General features: G+C 56.5%; 16 protein-coding genes and 1 tRNA gene. 11 read left to right on the top strand and 6 right to left on the bottom strand.

Features of this window, described 5'->3' with window-relative positions; genetic code table 11:
- Positions 1-44 precede the first annotated feature (44 nt).
- The 4 genes from ACYVHX_RS07120 to ACYVHX_RS07105 form a co-directional block, all read right to left on the bottom strand.
- The gene (locus ACYVHX_RS07120; RefSeq protein WP_460670940.1) at positions 45-554 is read right to left on the bottom strand and encodes a hypothetical protein; all 510 of its coding nucleotides are present in this window, start codon (positions 552-554) and stop codon (positions 45-47) included.
- A gap of 20 nt (positions 555-574) precedes the next feature.
- Positions 575-1,375 (bottom strand): (Fe-S)-binding protein, encoded by an 801-nt coding sequence (locus ACYVHX_RS07115; RefSeq protein WP_460670939.1) that lies wholly within the window; start codon positions 1,373-1,375, stop codon positions 575-577.
- A gap of 15 nt (positions 1,376-1,390) precedes the next feature.
- Complete coding sequence (locus ACYVHX_RS07110) at positions 1,391-2,656, bottom strand: hypothetical protein (protein WP_460670938.1); 1,266 nt, start codon at positions 2,654-2,656, stop codon at positions 1,391-1,393.
- Between the two features lie 141 nt (positions 2,657-2,797).
- Positions 2,798-4,141: a 4Fe-4S dicluster domain-containing protein gene (locus ACYVHX_RS07105; protein ID WP_460670937.1), complete on the bottom strand. Its 1,344-nt coding sequence runs from the start codon at positions 4,139-4,141 to the stop codon at positions 2,798-2,800.
- A 65-nt stretch (positions 4,142-4,206) separates the two neighbouring features.
- Between ACYVHX_RS07105 and ACYVHX_RS07100 the strand changes: the two genes are divergently transcribed.
- The 3 genes from ACYVHX_RS07100 to ACYVHX_RS07090 all read left to right on the top strand — a co-directional run bounded on the left by ACYVHX_RS07100 (position 4,207) and on the right by ACYVHX_RS07090 (position 6,871).
- Positions 4,207-4,279, top strand: a tRNA-Phe gene (locus tag ACYVHX_RS07100).
- A 338-nt stretch (positions 4,280-4,617) separates the two neighbouring features.
- Positions 4,618-5,139 carry a gluconate 2-dehydrogenase subunit 3 family protein gene (locus tag ACYVHX_RS07095; RefSeq protein WP_460670936.1) on the top strand — a complete coding sequence of 174 codons (522 nt, stop codon included), beginning with the start codon at positions 4,618-4,620 and terminating at the stop codon, positions 5,137-5,139.
- A 13-nt stretch (positions 5,140-5,152) separates the two neighbouring features.
- A complete protein-coding gene (locus ACYVHX_RS07090) occupies positions 5,153-6,871 on the top strand; it encodes a GMC oxidoreductase (RefSeq protein WP_460670935.1) in 1,719 nt (572 codons plus the stop codon).
- Positions 6,872-6,945: 74 nt separating this feature from the next.
- Here the strand turns inward: ACYVHX_RS07090 and ACYVHX_RS07085 are convergent, their stop codons facing one another.
- The gene (locus ACYVHX_RS07085) at positions 6,946-8,568 is read right to left on the bottom strand and encodes a carboxylesterase/lipase family protein (RefSeq protein ID WP_460670934.1); all 1,623 of its coding nucleotides are present in this window, start codon (positions 8,566-8,568) and stop codon (positions 6,946-6,948) included.
- A 175-nt stretch (positions 8,569-8,743) separates the two neighbouring features.
- Here ACYVHX_RS07085 and ACYVHX_RS07080 point away from each other — a divergent pair, with 175 nt between their 5' ends.
- Together ACYVHX_RS07080 and ACYVHX_RS07075 are read left to right on the top strand one after the other, a co-directional pair.
- The gene (locus tag ACYVHX_RS07080; protein WP_460670933.1) at positions 8,744-9,805 is read left to right on the top strand and encodes an alpha/beta hydrolase; all 1,062 of its coding nucleotides are present in this window, start codon (positions 8,744-8,746) and stop codon (positions 9,803-9,805) included.
- A gap of 30 nt (positions 9,806-9,835) precedes the next feature.
- Positions 9,836-11,308, top strand: coding sequence for a leucyl aminopeptidase family protein (locus ACYVHX_RS07075; RefSeq protein WP_460671341.1), 1,473 nt, complete (start codon positions 9,836-9,838; stop codon positions 11,306-11,308).
- 355 nt (positions 11,309-11,663) lie between these two features.
- Here ACYVHX_RS07075 and ACYVHX_RS07070 read toward each other — a convergent pair whose 3' ends face one another.
- Positions 11,664-11,864 carry a hypothetical protein gene (locus ACYVHX_RS07070; RefSeq protein ID WP_460670932.1) on the bottom strand — a complete coding sequence of 67 codons (201 nt, stop codon included), beginning with the start codon at positions 11,862-11,864 and terminating at the stop codon, positions 11,664-11,666.
- Between the two features lie 54 nt (positions 11,865-11,918).
- Here ACYVHX_RS07070 and ACYVHX_RS07065 point away from each other — a divergent pair, with 54 nt between their 5' ends.
- From ACYVHX_RS07065 to ACYVHX_RS07040, 6 genes are all read left to right on the top strand, one after another.
- Positions 11,919-15,092, top strand: a complete 3,174-nt coding sequence (locus tag ACYVHX_RS07065) for a SusC/RagA family TonB-linked outer membrane protein (protein WP_460670931.1) — start codon at positions 11,919-11,921, stop codon at positions 15,090-15,092.
- 21 nt (positions 15,093-15,113) lie between these two features.
- On the top strand, positions 15,114-16,580 hold the full coding sequence (locus tag ACYVHX_RS07060) for a SusD/RagB family nutrient-binding outer membrane lipoprotein (protein WP_460670930.1): 1,467 nt from the start codon (positions 15,114-15,116) through the stop codon (positions 16,578-16,580).
- Between the two features lie 44 nt (positions 16,581-16,624).
- Positions 16,625-17,104: a hypothetical protein gene (locus tag ACYVHX_RS07055; protein ID WP_460670929.1), complete on the top strand. Its 480-nt coding sequence runs from the start codon at positions 16,625-16,627 to the stop codon at positions 17,102-17,104.
- A gap of 64 nt (positions 17,105-17,168) precedes the next feature.
- Complete coding sequence (locus tag ACYVHX_RS07050; protein ID WP_460670928.1) at positions 17,169-18,317, top strand: pyridoxal phosphate-dependent aminotransferase; 1,149 nt, start codon at positions 17,169-17,171, stop codon at positions 18,315-18,317.
- A gap of 148 nt (positions 18,318-18,465) precedes the next feature.
- A complete protein-coding gene (gene aroB, locus ACYVHX_RS07045) occupies positions 18,466-19,491 on the top strand; it encodes a 3-dehydroquinate synthase (RefSeq protein WP_460670927.1) in 1,026 nt (341 codons plus the stop codon).
- 124 nt (positions 19,492-19,615) lie between these two features.
- Positions 19,616-20,152, top strand: coding sequence for a DUF4136 domain-containing protein (locus ACYVHX_RS07040; protein ID WP_460670926.1), 537 nt, complete (start codon positions 19,616-19,618; stop codon positions 20,150-20,152).
- Positions 20,153-20,168: the final 16 nt, after the last annotated feature.

Below are 20,168 nucleotides of genomic sequence, written 5' to 3'. Positions count from 1 at the left end.
ATGCGGGGAGGAAGGGAGGAGAGGAGGTTCAATTCTTCCTCCTTTCATCCTTTTATCCCTTCCTCCTTCATTTTAAAATAGCGTTTTAGCCACGAATCACCGGCTTTGATCTGCCAGTTGCCGGCTAATTCGCGGGTGGTGGCTACCAGATTGTTGAAAACTGTTGTTTCGGGCGTGATGCGTCCGTCGGCAACGGCGGCTTTGAGGTGCGGCAGGGCGACGGTTTCGATGGTGCCATCCGTTGTCAGGAAAGCGGGCGAACGGTCGAAAAAATCCGTGTTCAGGGTCTGACTGATGCCCCGCACCCAGCGCACCGACGCGTCAATGGAACAACCGCTTGGCAGGTGGTGGCCTTCATCGACGGCCACGATCAAAAATCGGTTATGCAGCAACTGGGCCGAGCCCAGCAGGGGCGTCCCGTGAGCGGCCCAGCCATCGACGGCCGGTTTCAAATCCGTTTCAATGGCCGACACTTCGGCATCGGTCAGCGGGCGGGCCGACTGATAAACCCAGACGCGCGCCGTATCAGGCAGTTTATTAAAGGGAATCCACATGATTTTGTCTCTTCAGTACCTTACAAACTCTGCGCTTTGGCAACGAGTTCCGCGAGGTCGTAGACTTTGACGGAATCTTCGCGGTCTTTGTTTTTGATTCCGTCGGTCATCATGGTCATGCAAAACGGGCAGGCCACGGCAATGGTGTCGGCGCCGGTTGCCAGGGCTTCTTCCGTGCGTTCGACGTTGACGTCTTTCCGGCCCGGTTCCGGTTCTTTGAAATATTGCGCTCCGCCGGCTCCGCAGCACAGGCCTTTGGTCCGCGAACGTTTCATTTCGACCAGGTCGGCATCCAGCGCCTGCAACACCTCGCGGGGCGCTTCGTATATTTTGTTGGCGCGGCCCAGATAACACGAATCGTGGTACGTAATCCGGCGACCCTTGAAATCACCTCCGCCTTGCAGCGTCACTTTGCCGTCGTTGATCAGTTGTTGCAGAAACTGCGAATGGTGAATGACTTCGTAGTGACCGCCCAGTTCCGGGTATTCGTTTTTGAGGGTATTGAAGCAGTGCGGGCACGCCGTCACGATTTTTTTGATGCGGTAGCCGTCCAGCACCTGAATGTTGGCCACGGCCTGCATCTGAAACAGAAATTCGTTGCCTGCCCGCCGGGCCGGATCGCCCGTGCAGGTCTCTTCCGTTCCCAAAACCGCAAATTTGACCCCGATGTGGTTCAGGATTTTGACAAAGGCAATGGTTACTTTTTTATACCGGTCGTCGAACGATCCGGCACAACCGACCCAGAAGAGCACTTCCGGGGTTTCGCCCCGGGCGGCCAGGTCGGCCATCGTGGGCACTTGATACGTCGTTTCTGCGGCCATCGTTACATTCAGATATCAGAGAAAACCAACCGGCGCGTCGGACTGCCGATGCTGCCCGTGCCCCATAATTCGGTAAAACAGCGTCAGGAAATACACCAGACAGCCCATGTAGGCCAGCTCCATGCCAAACTCAATCAGATTCGGTGTCGAAGCCAGTTTGCGCCAGTTCGTATAAATCGGCATGCCGAGCCGCCACCAGTACGTCGGATGCACCACAATCAGGGCATTGAACAGGATCAAAACCGCAACCTGCCGGCTATTTTTCAGATCGATGACGTTCACCAGCATCGGCATCAGAAAAATAAAGGCATAATTTCCAAACGAACTTTTGTGGATAAACATCATAAAGCAAAAACACAGACTCCACAAAATAGGCAGCGCTTTCGAATAACTCATGCGTTGTTTCAGGATGAGCGCCCCCAGCGACGTAACCGCCACGGTGAGTCCCACGCCGATCCAGCTCAGGGTTTTGGCGTACGGCTGAAAATCGCCGATCAGCGGGCTCAGAACCGTCCAGAGGTTGGGCGCAAACGGCAGATCGGCAAATTCGAGGGGTGTCAGAAATTTATCCCCCACCAGCGCAATCAGCAGTCCCAGCGCGGGTAAACCCGTCACCGCTAGTCCCAGCACGTACCGCAGCGGTTTTTCCACCAGAAAAAACATCGGCACTACGATCAACAAGGCCAGCGCTTTGGTGCTCATCAGGGCCAGCGCCATCACCACGCCAATCCACAAACTGTCGCGGGTGCGGTGCCACACCCATACCGAGATAACGCCGAACAGCCACATCCAGATATCTTCCTGGCCGCCCAGAACGCACAGCACCAGCGGACCGGGCAGCGTCAGGTAGGTTAACATCCGCAGGAAAATATCCCGAATTTCCGAACGGTAAATTTTCCAGGTGAGCCAGAGCGCCAGCCCTTCCATCAGAATCATCTGCAAAATCAGGGCCGACGTGCTTTTCCAGAACCAGATCAGGCCGGTGGTCAGGTACGGAAACAGCGGACTGTAGGGCGTCCAGAAATCGCGATAGACGATCTTGCCCTGCATGGCGTTCAGGGCGGCATCGTAAAAAACCGGCACGTCGGATTTGGATTCCAGTCCCAGCACCACGTACACGACGATGAACGGCACGATTCGGGAGAGGACAAAAAACAGGCCCAGAAACGACAACTGCCGCCGAACCGGTATGCGGTCGATCAGGTTTCGAAAACGCAGCAGCCCGGCGGTCACGACCGAACCCAAAAACGCAATGGCTATCTTGAACAGAAGTACAGACATAAAACAAAAGACGCCCGCAGGTCGCATCCATTTCCCCAAAAGTTAGTTTTGAGCGGACGTGCACCGTAAAAGTAGGCAGTTTTTTGAGGATGCCACGGCAAGCCCCGAAATTTCCAGCCGCCGGTCGCGGGTCGGCGGTTTTCAGGAATTTACCTGGTCGGCCCAGTTAAACCGGTCGCCGGGCGAAAATTTCCACGGCGCCATATTGTTTTCCACGTTGCTGAACATGGCGTTCCACGAAGCCGGGGCCTGGGCCTCTTCCATGATTTTGTACCGGCGCAGTTGCAGGATGATTTCCAGCGGGTTGATGTTGACGGGGCACTCCTGCACGCAGGCCTGACAGGTTGTGCAGGCATTGATTTCCTCGGCCGTAATGTAATCGCCCAGCAGGGTTTTGCCGTCGTCAAACTCCGGGCCGTTCTGCTGCCAGCCGTGCTGAATGGCTTCCAGCCGGTCGCGGGTGTCCATCATGATTTTGCGCGGAGACAGTTTTTTGCCGGTGATGTTGGCCGGGCAAGCCGCCGTACACCGCCCGCATTCGGTGCAGCTGTAGGCGTCCATCAGGTTTTTCCAGCTCAGGTCCCGCACGTCGCTGGCCCCGAAGCGACCCGGTTCGGTCGGAGCCTCGTCCGGGTCGGCCTGCAGGATCCCGAGCGCCAGCTGCACTTCTTTCGTAATATCCGGCATATTCGTCATCTCGCCTTTGGGTTTCAGGTCCGAAAAGTACGTGTTCGGGAAAGCCAGCACGATGTGCAGGTGTTTCGAGTAGGTCAGGTAGACCGCAAAGAACAGAATACCGAGAATGTGGAACCACCACGCCACCCGTTCGGTCAGCACCAGGGTTGTCTCGCTCCAGCCGGCAAACAGCGGCATCAGAAACTGGCTGATGAGAAACGGGTGAACTTGTCCGGTTAGTGCATTGTAATGCGCCACCCCGCGCTCGCGCAGGACGCTATCCGAGGCATTCCAGAGCAGGAAAGCCGTCATCAACAGAATTTCGAAGATCAGAATCAAAGCCGCGTCGGTGCGGGGCCAGCGGCCCATTTCGCGGTGACGTTCGGGCTGAAAACGGGGCACTCGGGTCACAAACCGGCGCAGCAGAAAAACCGCACAGACGAGCCAGACGCCCAGCGCCAGAATTTCGAAGACGTTGATCAGAAACGGATAAACCGGGCCGAGGTACGGCGCAAAAAGCCGGTGCGTCCCCAGAATCCCATCGAGCACAATTTCCAGCACCTCGACGTTGACGATGATAAAACCGACGTAAATCACGAAGTGCATCAGGCCGACGGTCAGGTTGGTCATCATTTTTTTCTGCCCGAAAGCAACCCGGAGCATGATGCTCAGCCGTTCGCCGGGCTGGTCCGTGCGGTTTTCCGGGCGACCGAGCTGGATGGCGCGCCGAATGAGGTTGATGCGTCGGGTCAGAAACCAGGCCGTCGCGGCCAGAGCGACTACAAATAAAATTTGTTGAAGAATTGTCATCGTATTTGGTGTAATAGAAAAAACTACTACCTTTGCACCCACAAAAAATGCTACCGGCATCGAATGGTGATGTAGCTCAGTCGGTAGAGCAAAGGACTGAAAATCCTTGTGTCGGCGGTTCGATTCCGTCCATCACCACGAGCAACGAAGCAGTTACGACGAAAGTTGTAACTGCTTTTTTGTTTTGGTACAACACGGTGGCTCGAAGGTTTGTTGACAAAAGATAGCGGCAAGTAAAATCACGTATTCTTCCGGTGCAAACACGGCCCCCACTTTTTCTGTAATCCGCTATCTTCGAAGCAAAAACCGCTCGGACGGCTGACCCTGAAACCGCACCGGTTTAAACGGCCCCATGCTTTTGTGAGACCCTCAGCATTTCCCTAAAGAACACCAACCGCGTACCTGGCAACTGCCCGCGCCGAAACTACGGTTTTTCGAAAAGGTTTCGTATTTTTGTGCTACAAAACCTTAAAAAAATGAAACGCCGTAACGCTTTAAAGAATCTGATTGCGGTAACGGGGAGCCTGGTGTCCCTGCCTGCCTGGGCTACCGGCTGGACACCCGAAACCGTCGGACAGACCCGCTTTGCCTCCCGGACCGAAGAAACGCTGCTGGCTGAACTGGTTGAGACCTTTATTCCCGAGACCACCACGCCCGGCGCCAAAACCCTGAAAGTGCACCAGTTCGCCCTGCGAATGATCAACGATTGCTACGATCCCTCGGCGCAGGAGGTGCTGAAACAGGGCCTTGCCAAAACCGACGAACTGGCCCAGCAGGCCTACAGCAAAGCGTTTACGACCTGCGACCCAAGCCAGCGGACCGACCTGCTGCGGCAAATGGGAGCCGCCACGGAACCGGAAATCCGGCAGTTTGCCGATCTGATCAAGGGCCTGACCATCCGGGGCTATACCAACTCGGAATATTACCTGACCAATGTCCAGAAGTACGTGATGGCGCCCGGTTTTTACCACGGCTGCGTAAACGTTATTCCCAACTAACAGTCCTTTTTTCATGCCAAATTTCACGATTGATTCGGTGAAAGACCGGACCTTCGACGCCATTGTGATCGGGTCCGGCATCAGCGGTGGCTGGGCCGCCAAAGAACTCTGTGACAAAGGCCTGCGTACGCTCGTGCTGGAACGCGGCCGCGATGTCAAACACGTAACGGATTACCCCACCACGATGATGAATCCCTGGGAGTTTGACCACCTGGGGCAGATTCCGAAAGCGCTCAAAGACGCCAACCCGATTGCCAGCCGGTGCTATGCCTTCAACGAAGACGCGGCTCATTTTTTTGTCAAAGACGCCGACCATCCGTACGTGCAGGAAAAACCGTTCGACTGGATTCGGGGCTATCAGGTCGGGGGCAAGTCGCTGATGTGGGCGCGGGGCACCCAACGCTGGTCGCAGTACGACTTCGACGGCCCGGCCCGCGACGGTTTTGCGGTCGAATGGCCGATTGGGTATGCCGACATCGCGCCCTGGTACAGTCATGTGGAGCGGTTTATCGGCGTGGCGGGTAACAAAGACGGTCTGGCGCAATTGCCGGACGGTGAGTTTCTGCCTCCGCACGAACAGTCCTGCGTCGAGAAACACTTTTCTGACCAGATGGCCACGCACTACAAAGGTGGCCGGCCCATCATCATCGGTCGCTGCGCCCACCTGACCCAACCCCAGGAAATCCATTTGAAACAGGGGCGGGGGCAGTGCCAGAACCGGAACCTGTGCCAGCGCGGCTGCCCGTTTGGCGGTTATTTCAGCAGCAACTCCTCCACGCTGCCGTGGGCGGCCAAAACCGGTAAACTGACGCTCCGGCCCGATTCGGTGGTGCATTCGATCCTGTTCGATGAAAAGAAGAACAAGGCGTCGGGCGTGCGGGTGATCGATGCGAACACGAAGGAAGCCACGGAATATTACGCCAAGATTATTTTCGTTAATGCGGCCTGTCTGAACTCGAACCTGATTCTGCTGAATTCGAAATCGAACCGGTTTCCGAACGGCCTGGGCAACGACAACGGACTGCTGGGCAAGTACATGGCGTTTCATAATTTCCGGACAACGATTTCGGCGGAATACGAAGGCTTACTCGACAAAACCACCGAAGGAATCCGGCCGAACGGCAGCTACATTCCGCGGTTCCGCAACGTGTTCAAACAGGAAACCGACTTCCTGCGCGGTTATGCCGCCGGGTTCAGCGGCAGCCGCATGAACACCGCCGACACGACCGGCATTGGCGAAGATCTGAAAGCAAGTCTGTTCAACCGCAAATGGGGCAACTGGCGCGTGGGCTCACACATGATGGGCGAAACCCTGCCAAAGGAAGAAAGCTTCGTGGCGCTGGATTCGGAACTGAAAGACGCCTGGGGCATTCCGCAGTTGCGCGTGTCGGTGGGCTACGACGACAACGACGAGAAGATGATCCGGGATTTCCACGAGCAAATGTCCGAAATGCTGACCCTGGCCGGTTTTACCAACATCCAGACGCATGACAATCCCGCCAAAGCCCCCGGACTGGACATCCACGAAATGGGCGGGGTACGGATGGGCAAGGATCCCAAAACCTCGCTGCTCAACAAGTGGAACCAGTTTCACAATTGCAAGAACGTCTTTGTCACCGACGGCGCCTGCATGACCTCCACCTCCACTCAGAACCCGTCGCTGACCTTTATGGCCATCACGGCGCGGGCCACCAACTACGCGGTGAGTGAGTTGAAGAAAAAGAATCTATAAAAAGCAAACAGGGCCGGTTTTCACCGGCCCTGTTTGCTTTTTAATGTCTCAAAACGAAGGCAGTTTTCAGGCGGCTACTTCGCATAATACGGATCCAGGAACAGATACCGCGCCCGGTTTTTCTCGGTTTCCAGCCGCGTGTTCACGTCAATCTGCATGAACGGCACGGGGTTGGCGTTGTTGATGGCGGGCCAGTTGGGCAGGCCTTTTCCGTTCGGATTTCCGGTTTTAACGAAATTGGCAAAGTAAGTTTGCATCACCTCCGACACTTTGTGGTCCTCGGGCGTCCAGGCGTAAACTTTGTTTTTCGAAAGATTGCCCATCGCGTACTCGATCTCGGCGGAGTGAACCGCGCCCCGCGCGGGCGGAATCTTCACCGCGTTGGCGTCCGTCGCTTTCACCACCCCGCCGGCCAGACCGGGCGCGGCATTGCCCATTTCGGGCACCATTGCCGGACGCGGGCGGGAATAATAATAGCGATACACCGGTTTGTTACCACCGGTTTTGCTCTGCAAATCGGCCCATTTCCAGGTGCTGTAGGCCAAAAACCGGTCGCTGGCCAGCGCCGTTGCCGATTCCATAATTTCTTCCTCCGTCGCACCCGGATACAGTTTCAGTACTTCGTCGGCCCGTTCGTTATAGAGTCGTTTCACGGCATTCGCGTAATTTTCAGCCGTCGGTTTTTCCTGACCCAACACCGCCCGGGCGTTCATCTCCTCCGAGTTCCAGCCTGCCAGCAGCGGCACCTGGGCCTGTTCGCCCGCCGTGAAGATTTCCAAAGGAGTTTTCGGGAAGAAATAACCGTCCACCGTGGCGCTAAACCGGGGCACACCGGGTTTGCCCGTGGCTTCGAGCAGCTGGTCGGCGGGTATGGCGCGTAAATCCGCCAGCGAATTGGCTCCCACAAATTTGGCAAACGCGACGCCGGCTTCTTCGCCGGTCGCCAGCGGCACCGGCGGCAAACCACCGAGCAGCGAACCGCTTTCGCCAATGGCCCCGGCCATCAGGTTTTTCGACAGGGGTGAGGCCATCAGACCGCTCACCGCAATCGAACCCGCCGACTCCCCGGCGATGGTCACCCGTTTGGGGTCACCGCCAAAAGCCGCAATGTTCTGCTGCACCCAGCGGAGCGCAGCCGCCATGTCCAGATACGCATAATTGCCCGACGAGCGGTTGGGTGATTCCTTCGTCAGGTCGGGATGCGCCATAAAGCCAAACACGCCCAGCCGGTAGTTGACCGTCAGTGCCACCATGCCTTTCGTCGCCATGCTTTCGCCGTCGTAGCGCCCTTCCGAACCGTCACCGGCCATAAAACCGCCCCCGTAGAAGTACACCAGAACGGGCAGTTTTTCATTGGCCGACCGGGCGGGCGTCCACACGTTCAGGTAGAGGCAGTCCTCGCTCATGCCATCCGAACGGAAGCCCATATCGCCGAAAATGGCGCGCTGCATGGCCCGCGGACCAAATTGAACGGTTTTCCGAACACCCTGCCAGTTTTTGACGGGCTGGGGTTCTTTCCAGCGCAACTCGCCCACCGGCGGCTGGGCAAACGGAATGCCTTTGAAAGCGCGAATGCCGCTGGTTTCGGTGACGCCTTCCACGACGCCATGGGCGGTTTTGGCCTGCGGTGCTTTTTGGGCCTCCGTACGGTGCGCGGCCAGGAGGGTCGATACGGTCAGAATTAAAAGAGTTTTCATCATTTTCTATTCCATCGGTCTGGTAAAATCGAAACGGCGCTCCAAAGCGGGCCGTTTTCTGAATTAATCGAACAAATCACGTTCGGAAGCAATAATAAAGATAAAACCGGGAAGTAGTGCTGCGAAACGGGCGCAAATCAATTAAAACAATCCAATTAAATCCCCGATATTCCTTATGCGTCTAGAACTCACCACCCCTGCCGATGACAATCGCCCCGTGTTTGTTACCGGGCCTTTTTGCGAATGGTATCCGGATGTCGAGCGGTTTGAGTTGCAGAAAACCGGCGCAGGCCGCTATGCCATTGAGCTGCCGGTGGAGGTGACGGCCCCGGGTTCGCTCGAATACAAATACACGCGCGGGAGTTGGGATTCGGTTGAGCTGAGCGCGGCCGGCGAGGGCGTACCCAACCGGTTTTCCGGCGGGCAGGACGCCACGCACCGGGATGTGGTTCCGCACTGGCGGTGGCACGGTTTGCCCTTCAACCCGGTTTTTTTGCCCCGGATTGAGCGGATCAGTAAAGCCTTTGAGGTGCCGCAGCTCAACACCACGCGCCGGATTCAGGTGCTGTTGCCGTACGACTACGACGCGAGTGACACCCGCTACCCGGTTTTGTACCTGAACGACGGCCAGAATCTGTTTGGCGACGGATCGCCTTTTGGCAACTGGGCCATCGATCAGAAACTGGCGGTTCTGGCGCACCGGCAGCACCACCACGTGATCATCGTTGCCATCGACCACGGCGAAAGCGAGCGGGTGGCCGAATTTCTGCCCTACAACACCCGACTGGCCAACGGCCGGGGAAATGCGTACCTCGACTTTGTGGCCCATACGCTGAAGCCCTTCATCGACGCCACCTACCGCACCCGGCCCGAACGGGATGCGACCGGCATGGGCGGCAGTTCGATGGGCGGTTTGATCAGCGTTTACGCCGGAATACGGCACCCGGCGGTGTTCGGCCAGCTGATGGTTTTTTCTCCCGCCCTGTGGACCACGCCGATCGTGTACGCCGATGCTTTACGGTTTTACGCTCCGGAACCGATGCGCGTGTATCTGTACGGGGGAGAACAGGAATCGAAATACATGGTGCCGGCGATGGAACGCCTGCAGAAAGCATTGCTGCAAAGAAAGGGGCACGAAACGCTGGACATTCACTTTGCCGTTGATCCGGTAGGGGAACACAACGAAAGCCGCTGGAGCCGGGAATTTCCACTGGCCGTAGAATGGTTGTTTTTCTGATTGTTACCTTTGTGGCATTCCAATCTGATGATGACAATCCAATTGATAACCCGCCCACCGCTGACGACCGACACCGTCGTCATTCCCGTTCCGCAAACCGACGAACTGCCAGCCACGCTTGAGGCACTGGCCCAGCGGTTTAACCTGACGCCAGCGGTTTTGCAGCACGATTTCAAAGCCGGTTTTCGGGAACTGTTGCCGCTCTACCAGCCCGATGGCCGGAAAGTTTACCTGCTCGGTCTGGGTAAGGAGTCGACGCCGATCATCTGGCTGCGGGCGTTTCGGGAGTTGTTTTTCCGGCAAAAAGACCGGCTGACGCTGACCGTCGGCGTCGATCTGAGCGGTTTTGACGCGGCCGTTGTCGAGTTCGTGGTGCTGGGGATTTGCTGGGGCGGCTACGACCTGAAATTGCATGTTTCCGACAAACCGCAGACCACCGGTTTTTATTCGGAGGAAGGCCGGTTGGAAATCTATTGTCCGGAGGAGCAAACCGTTGCGCAGGAAGCTCTCGACCGCGCCGAAGCCCTCGCCGACACGCACCGGCAGATGCTGGACCTGATGAATTCGCCGTCCAACTACAAAATTCCGCAAACGCTGGCCGACTGGGCCGTGGCTTCCGGGCAACGCTACGGTTATTCGGTGACGGTTTTCGATCAGGCCGAAATCGAGCGGCAGGGGTTGCAGGCGCTTTTGAGCGTCAACAAAGGCAGCGCCCACCCGCCGGTATTTATCATTGCCGAGTACAAACCCGCCGATCCGTCGAACGGTCGGAAAGTGGGGCTGGTGGGCAAAGGCGTTACGTTCGACACGGGCGGTATTTCCATTAAGCCATCGACCAGCATGCACCTGATGAAGAGCGACATGGGCGGGGCGGCTGCGGTTCTGGGCACGATGGAAGTAGCGGCCAGACTCCGCTTGCCGGTGCACCTGATCGGCATTGTTCCCGCGACGGAAAACATGGTCGATGGCCAGGCCACCAAACCGGGTGACGTCATCGGTTCATACCTCGGCAAAACCATCGAAGTGATCGACACCGACGCGGAGGGCCGCATCATCCTGGCCGACGGCCTGGGCTACATGGTCCGCAACTACCAGCCCGACGTGCTGATCGATCTGGCTACGCTGACCGGCAGTGTCATTTCCACGCTCGGCTACCATGCCGCCGGTTTGTTCAGCAACAACGACGTCCTGACCGCCGACCTGCTGAAATCAGCCCGCCAAACCGGTGAGCAGTTGTGGCCCCTGCCGCTCTGGGATGTTTACAAGGAAGATATTCAGTCGGACGTCGCCGATCTGAAAAACTTCAGTGGAAAACCGCTGGCCGGGGCCATCAGTGCCGCTAAGTTTCTGGAAGTCTTCACGGAAGCGCATCCGGCCTGGGCGCACCTGGACATTGCCGGGATGGCTTTCGCCGATACGGAATTTGGTTCTCAGAAGAACGCGACCGGTTTTGGCATCCGGCTATTGATCGATTTTCTCCGAAATCTTCCGGAAGCGCCGTAGTCCGGAAAACCGGTTGCCGGGCCCATCCGGTTTTCACGTACGCAGGGTCTATCAAGTTGGATTTTAGACAGAAATACTTTTGTCTAACCAATGGTTGTATTTGGTGAATGGCGAATTATTAAAAATTTTGTACGTATATCCGTAAAATAGTAGCAATTAAATTTGGCAAATATATTGTTTTGCTTACTTTTGGTTTATCAACAAACCACAGTGACTTCTTCTTTCTACCGGGACATTCCGCTGGCCGCACTACCGGACTGACCCAAACCGAACCTGACGGTTCTTGCAGGAAGCAAGCCGGGTTCGGCGTACCTGCCGGAGACGATTCCGGGCAGATCCACATTCCGATTTAGCCTTAATTCAGAACCAATGACCGACTCCGGAGCCGGTTGGGTCGCGCCTTGTCTTTTTCGCGCACCAGCCGCCACCGAAAACCGTCGGAGACGATACTGAAAACCGGACTCATCCGGTACTCAGCCATTGCCATGCGCCCGGTTGCGAAGGGCGGTTCGGCGAAGCGGCCAGTGTCCGGCCGTCCGACGCACCGGGTTTGCATGACAACGGAATACAACGATCCATCTTTATACGCTTTATTAACCTAACTAATTTTATGAGGAGAACACTACTGGTATTAGTAGGGATGATCTGGCTTTCGATGGCCGTGGCCTCGGCCCAGACGCGTACGCTCTCGGGTACTCTTATAGCCGCCGAAGAAGGCCCGCTCCCCGGCGCCAACGTGGTGGTGAAAGGCAGCACCATCGGAACGACCACCGACAATCAGGGCAAGTTCACCCTGAAAATTCCCACCGACAATCCCACGATTATCATTAGCTCCATCGGTTTTCTGACCGAAGAAATCGTTGTTGGAAACCGTACGACACTGGACCTGACGCTAAAAACCGACGTGAAATCCCTGTCCGAAGTGGTCGTAACCGCGTTTGGGGTTGAAAAGGAAGTGAAGTCGCTGGGCTACGGGGTCCAGGAAATCAAGGGCACCCAACTGACCGAAGCGCGGTCCTCCAACGTGGTGAATGCCTTGTCCGGCAAAGTAGCCGGTTTGCGGGTCAGCTCGAACGGGGGGCCGGGCAGCGGTTCGACCATCCAGATTCGGGGCGCGTCGTCGGTGTCGGGCAACAACCAGCCCCTGATTGTGGTCGACGGCGTACCCATTCAGCAGTCATTTGACAAAACGTACGGTTCGGGTATTTCGGAAGTGAACCCGGACAACATCAGGGAAATGAGCGTATTGAAAGGCCCGAACGCGGCCGCGCTGTACGGTTCGCGGGCCGCCAACGGGGTGATCCTGATCACGACGAAAAACGGCGCCGGCACAAAAGGCATCGGCGTGGAAATCAACTCCAACGTGACGTTCGAGCGGCCGTGGATCAAACCGAAATTCCAGAACACCTACGGCGGTGGAAACGGCTACCGGACCTGGTACAACGACGGCTGGTCGGGCGCGATTACGGACCCGCTGGAAATGCAGCAATACCGGGCGGCTTACGGCCCGAATGCTCCGCTGACCGGTACGGAAGGCACCGACGAAAGCTGGGGCGGACCGATGGACGGACGGCTGGTGCGGCACTGGTGGTCGGGCAGGGAAGTAGCTCCGCTGACGCCCAACCCGAACAACTGGGAGGATTTCTGGCAAACCGGCCAGACCATCACCAACAGCGTGGCGCTGTCGGGCGGCAACGATAAGGGAAGTTTCCGGCTGTCGGTGGGCCGGATGGATCAGAAAGGACTGGTTTACTTCAACGATTTTTACCGGAACAACTTCAAATTCAATTCGGCGTATACCTTCACCTCGAACTTCAGCGCCACCATTTCGGCGGAATACATCAAATCGGGCGGCAACCGGAGCTACAGCAGCGGTCAGGAGTTTATCTGGTCGCACCGGCAAACCGACTGGGCGAAACTTCGCAACTGGCGCGACTACACGGGCGTGCACATCCAGCGGGCGCTGGCCGGAAAACCGGCCGACAGCGATCCGCCGAACTGGCAGCATACCTTTTTTACGAACCCGTATTTCTCGTCGGAAATGCTGCCCTCGGACAACGAAAAAGACCGGCTGGTGGGTAACGTGGCCTTAAATTACAAGATCGTACCGTCGCTGAGCCTGATGGTGCGGAGCGGAACCGACGTCTGGACCGATACGCGGATCAGCATAACCAATTTTGAGCGGGTGCGGAACGGAAACCGCACGCCCGGCGCCTTCACGGAAGAGGTACTACGTCGGCAGGAAACCAACCACGACGCTATTCTGACCTTCAACAAAGCGATCAGCACTGATTTTACGACAAACATTCAGGTGGGCGGTATTTCGCGGACGAACTACTACAAGCGCAACTACCTGAGCGTGGGTGAACTGGTGGTAGACGGCCTATACAATGCCGCCAACGCCAACCCCAGCCGCAACACGGCGCAAAGCCGGATCGAAAAATCGCAGGTAAACAGTGTGTTCGGGTCGTTTGAACTGGGCTACAAAAATGCGCTTTTCCTGAATGCCACGGCCCGCAACGACTGGTCGAGCACGCTGCCCGCCGACAACCGCTCCTACTTCTATCCCTCGGTTTCGGCCAGCGCCGTCATCACCGACCTGCTAAACGTGCAGAGCAACGTGATCTCTTTTGGAAAAGTCCGGGCGAGCTGGGCGCAGGTAGGAAACGATGCCCTGCCGTACCAGCTGCTGCAAACCTTCGTGGCCGGGACGTCCTGGGCGGGTTCGACCCCCGAATTCTACGAAAACACCCAGATTGCCAACTCCACGCTGAAACCGGAAATCACAACCGGAACCGAACTGGGTCTGGACGTCCGGTTCCTGAAAGGCCGCGTCGGCCTGGATGCAACGTACTACAATCAGGTGTCGCGGGATCAGATTCTGGCCGTTGAAATCTCCAAATCGAGCGGCTATAACTCCCGCGTGCTGAACGCCGGTAAGATTTCCAACCAGGGACTGGAGATTGTGCTGACCGGAACCCCCGTCAAAACCGCCAGTGGTTTTACCTGGGAAACGACGCTGAATTTCTCGCGCAACCGCAACAAAGTGCTGGAACTGGCCGAGGGGCTCACTACCTACACGCTGGCCACCCGCCAGGGATTGATCACGGAAGCCCGCGTCGGACAACCCTACGGCAGCTTCTTCGGAACCGGTTTTGAACACGCGCCCGACGGCCAGCGGATTTACAACGCCAGCGGTTTGCCGGTGGTTTCGACCACGCCCCGCACGCTGGGGAACGTCCAGCCCAAATGGACCGGCGGCTGGTTGAACGCCCTGACGTTCCGGGGCTTCTCGATCTCGGCGCTGGTGGATGTGAAATGGGGGGGCGACTTCTTCGACGAAGGAACCGGAACGGCGCGCTGGACGGGGCAGTACGAAGAAACCGCCGTGGGCCGGGAAGAGGGGGTGATTGGCAAAGGCGTCTACAACGCCGGAACGGCCGAAAGCCCGAACTACGTTCCGAACACGGTGATTGTGCCGGCCAAAACGCTCATTGGCTACAACAACCCGCGCAACTACCACGAAGGATCGATTTACGACGGCAGCTACGTCAAGCTCCGCGAAGCGACCATCGGCTACCAGATTCCGGCGGTTTTTCTGAACCGGATCAAGGTTCGTTCGGCGAAAATCTCGCTGGTGGGCCGTAACCTCGCCATGCTGTTCAAAAACACCACGCACGTTGATCCGGAAGTGGATCGGTTCGGGGCCAACCAGCAGGGCTTTGCCTACGGTGAATTGCCCAGCTCGCGCAGCATTGGTGCCAACCTGAGTCTGTCCTTCTAATTCCGGAAAAACGATTTCATTATGAAGATTATAAAAGCCTTTTTTATTAGTCTGGGCGTGATGACGCTGGCGGGTTCCTGCACCTCGGAGTTCGACGAGATGAACGTTGACCCGAACAACCCGACCTCCATCAGCCCGCAGTATTTGCTGCCGTATGCCCTCGAAGCGTCCATCGACCGGTACTGGGGGGTTCGCACCCGGTTTGAACGGCTGAACCTGGATGGCGCCATGTGCTGGATGCAGTACCTGACGCGCAACATCTACTCGAACGAAGGCGACAACTACGAAGTTTCGGTCGGTTTTTACACCAACAACTGGAAGGGATTCTTCAACGACGCGCAGGTCAACTACCAGCGGATCATTGCGCTGGCGGGGCCGGGGGGCCAATTCGAAAATGCCAATTACGAAGGCGTTGCGCTGGTGATGCGGTCGTGGGTGTTTTCGCTGCTGACCGATGTGTACGGCCCGATTCCGTATACAGAAGCGCTGAAAGGAACCGCCGATGCGCCAAACTACACGCCTACCTACGATCCGGTGGAGACGGTTTACGCCGGTTTGCTGAACGACCTGAAAACCGCCAACGAAAAGCTGAGCGTAACGGGGCCGCCGGTTTCCGGGGACATCCTCTACGGCGGGGACATCCTGAAATGGAAAAAGTTGGCCAACTCGCTAAGGGTGCGGCTGGCGAACCGGCAGGCGGCCAAAAAACCGGCGGAGTCGAAAGCCATCATGGCCGAAATTCTGGGCGACGCCACCCGATTCCCGGTTTTTACGAGCAATGCCGACAACGCCCGGCTGGCGAACTCGGCGGTTTTGCCCAGCAACAACGAATGGCATCAGGTGATGATTCAGGACGGCCGGACCGACTGGAACGTCAGCAAAACCTTGGCCGACCGGCTCAATGAACTGGGTGACAGCCGGATTACGGTGTACGCCCAGGCCAACAAAGCCGGGAAATACGAAGGCCACGCCAACGGCTTGCCGGATGCCGTGGCGACGGCCTACCTCGGAACCAGCTCGGTTTTAGGGACCTACTTCACGGCCGCGACCGCGCCCAGCGTGTTGATGACGTTTTCGGAACTGAACCTGATCCTGGCCGAAGCGGCCGCCGACGGCGACATCACGGGCAGCGCGCAGACGTATTTGGAGAAAGGCATTGCGGCTTCGTTCGATCAATACGGGTTGACGGTTCCGGCCGGGTATCTGGCGAAAGTCGGACCCGCGACCAAAGCGACCATCCTGGAGCAGAAATGGATTTCGCTCTTCGGGCAGGCCATCGAAGCCTGGACGGAATACCGCCGGACGGGGCTGCCGGTTTTGCCCGGAAAAGACTCCCGTTCGGTGTTCGCCAACGACGGCGTGTTGCCCACCCGCCTGAAATACCCGACTTCGGAGTATTCCCTGAACAAAACCAGCCTGGACAAAGGCATTTCGCTGCTGGGCGGACCGGATGATATGAAGGTCAACTTGTGGTGGGCGGAGAAATAATGAGCAAGTATGAATGAAGAATTATGAATCAAAAGATGATTTCTATGAAGAGCTATAAATACTTTATCTGGAGCGGGTTACTGGTTGGGAGTGGCCTGTTCGCCGGTTGTGAGAAAAAGGAAGATCCGTTTGTGGATCGCGTTGTGGCCCCGGTTTTGGTGGTGGTCGATGGCGTTGCTGATGGGGGCGGGCAAACCGCCGAGCCGGTGGTTACGCAGAAGATTTCGACCCCGGTGGTGATGACCGTGACGGTTTTTGAACTCGACAAAACCGGGATTCTGGATTACAAAGTCGGCATTGACTCGATTCCGGTGGCCTCGCTGGCGGTGAAACTGACGAAGCGCGACGGAACGGCCCTTGCCGACCTGACCACCGATGCCGCCGGCAAAGTCACCCTGACCAAAACCTGGGCCGAACTCGGGATTGCCAAACCGGCCGTGGGCAGCAACGTGCCGCTGACCTGGCGGGGTGAATACAAAGGCCAGGCGTTCGCCCGTTTGTCGCGGGTGCAGGGTATAAATTAAGAACTGAACTACCATCTCTCCGTCGTTCGTCTCACTAAATCAATCATCTAACCACTTCTTTAGTATGTCTCTTAATCGTCGCGAATGGCTCCGGTCTGGTTTGTTGGCCGGGGTTGGTTTAGCCGCTGCTCCAGCCGCTTATTGTGAACCCTGGCTGGACAAACCGGAGTTGGGAAGTACGCTGCCGCCAACCGTTCCGAAAGGCGCGCTGAAAGCCCGTCTGTCGGCCAACGAAAACCCGTACGGCCCGTCGCCGAAAGCACTGAAAGCCATTGCCGAAGCCGCACCGGATGGGTTCCTGTATCCGTTTCAGTACGGGATGCAGTTGCAGAAAATGATTGCGGAGGAGGAAGGGGTTGCACCGGAGCAGATTCTGCTTTCGGCGGGTTCGGGTGCGTTGCTGCACGCGACGGCCCTGCAGGTTGCCTACACGACTCCCGGCGGCAGTGTGCTGTCGGCCGATCCAACCTACGAATCGCTGGTTCGGGCGGCTGTTCAACACGGCATGACCTGGGATAAAGTTCCCCTGACCTCGGGCACCTACGACCACAACCTGGAGGAGATGGAAAAGCGGGTGAACGACAAAACCAGCCTCGTTTATGTTTGTAACCCGAACAACCCGACGGGCGTAACGATCAATCCGGAAAGCCTGCGGGCGTTTGTGGACCGTGTATCGGCCAAGAAACCGGTTTTTGTCGACGAAGCCTACATTCACTACACGGGCGATCCGAAGAAGTACACGGTCATTGAAAATATTAAAAAAGGGCAGAATGTGCTGGTGGCCAAAACCTTCTCAAAAATCTACGGCATGGCCGGTTTACGGATGGGGTACATGGTGGGCCAGCCGGATGCGCTGAAAGCCATTGCGAAATGGGGCGGGGGAGTCGGGAACCTGAGCATGACGACGCTGCGGGCCGCGCTGGCGTGTTTCAAAGACGAGGAGTTCATCAGGTATTCACTGGGCAAAGGACTCGAAGCGCGAGAGTTTTTATACACCACGCTGACGCAGAACGGTTACACCTACCTGCCGTCGGGCACGAACTTCGTCCTGTTCCCGATCCGGATGAAAGGCGACGATTTCACCAAAAAAATGATGGACAACGGCGTGAGCGTTCGGCAGTGGAAATTCGACGGCCAGTTCTGGTGCCGCGTGAGCCTCGGGACGATGGACCAGATGAAGGCATTTGCCGACGCGCTGAAAGTGATTTCGTAAGGAGATCCTCCCGGATCGCGCCGGCTTTGGTCCGATCGCCTTCTTCTTTGTTGACTAGCCTAGTTTCGTACGGACTAAAGTCCGGCGAAACGTGGTTGAAATCGCTTCCGAAGTTTTACCTTTGGGAGCGATTTCTTTTTACCTGCGTATGTCTGTTCTAATTTCATCCCTCGCCGAAAGTTTGCCGGTTTTTTTAAACCAGCGTACTTATTCGGCCATTGCGGTTCTGACCGATTCAAACACCAGGCGGTTTTGTTATCCGGCGATAAAAAATTTTTTACCGAAACATAAGATTATTACGATCCGGGCGGGCGAAGAAAACAAAAATTTGGCGAGCTGCGAAACCGTCTGGCAGGCATTAACCGACGCCCATTTTGACCGCCATGCGCTGGTGATCGACCTCGGAGGGGGCGTAATTGGTGATCTAGGCGGTTTTTGTGCGGCAACCTACAAACGCGGCATTGATTTTATCCAGATTCCGACCACGTTACTGTCGCAGGTCGATGCCAGTGTGGGCGGGAAGCTGGGTATTGACTTTCACGGATTTAAGAACCATATTGGGGTCTTTAATTTACCGGAAGCGGTGCTGATCGACACGGTTTTTTTGGAAACTTTACCGGAGTCGGAAGTGCGGTCGGGATTTGCCGAAATCATCAAGCATTGTCTGATTGCCGATGCCGCCCAGTGGAACGTCATCCGGCGTCTTGATGTGCACCAGCAGGACTGGAAGGTGCTGGTGGCGCATTCCGTCGAAATTAAAAAAAATATTGTTGCGCAAGATCCAAAAGAGCAGGGAATTCGTAAGATATTGAACTACGGTCACACCCTGGGGCACGCCATCGAAACCCATCTGCTGGCCGATCCGAAGCGCCGGTTGCTGCACGGGGAAGCCGTTGCCGCCGGAATGATTACGGAAGCGTTTGTTGCGGAACGGAAAGGCCTGATTTCGACGCGGCTGCTCGAGCAGATTGAAGAATATATCTTCGCCGTGTATGGCCGGATTCCCCTCACGGACGCGGATCTGGAGCCCATTCTCGCGTTGACGCTGCAGGACAAAAAAAACCGGAACGGGCAGGTACGGATGGCCCTGCTGGACGGACCGGGGAGTTGCACGTACGATGTGCCGGTGACGAAAACCGAGATGCGCCGGGCATTGGACTATTACCGAACCTAAACTGTAAGCAGGGCCGTTTGCGCGGATTTTTGAACCTTACAGACAGAAAAACACTAGTACAGAAGGTAGCATTCATTTCCTAACCAATTTGTCTATAAGATTCACTTTTACACTTGTTTACAGTATGAAACATTTTATCGGCGTTCTTGTGTTGCTGGCTGTCGTTTCGCTGGCCGGTTGCATGCCTGGAAAATTATTCGTTGAGCACGACTACAGCTACGAAGGGCATTTTAAAAACTACGAGTCTTTCAATTTTCTGGAATGTGAGTACATCGACTCCACGCTGCTTTGCTCCGATATTCAGGAAGCCATTCGTCACCAAATGGAAGCTCGCGGGTATAAAGTTGCCAACCGGGGGCCTAACCTGCTGATTTCCTACAACATTTTCCGGAACGATCTGCGTTTCCGGGGGTATCAGCAGCCGGTTATCAAAGACTGGGTGGTGAGCGAAGATGGCGAGGCAACCTACAAACGCATTGATTACAACCTCGACGAAGGAACGCTGATGATTTCACTGATCGACGCCGAAACCTACCAGGTGATCTGGAAAGGCTATGCGTCGCGCGTAACCCGAAATCCGAACTTTAAGAACAACTACTTTAAGGGCATTGTCCGATCCATCTTCGACCAGTATCCGCTCATGGCGTCGGCGAGGAAGTAGAGACGAATATCGAATA

This window comes from Larkinella ripae (assembly GCF_054780775.1).
Note: the sequence above shows the minus strand (reverse complement) of the source record. Positions and strands in the feature narration are given on the sequence as shown.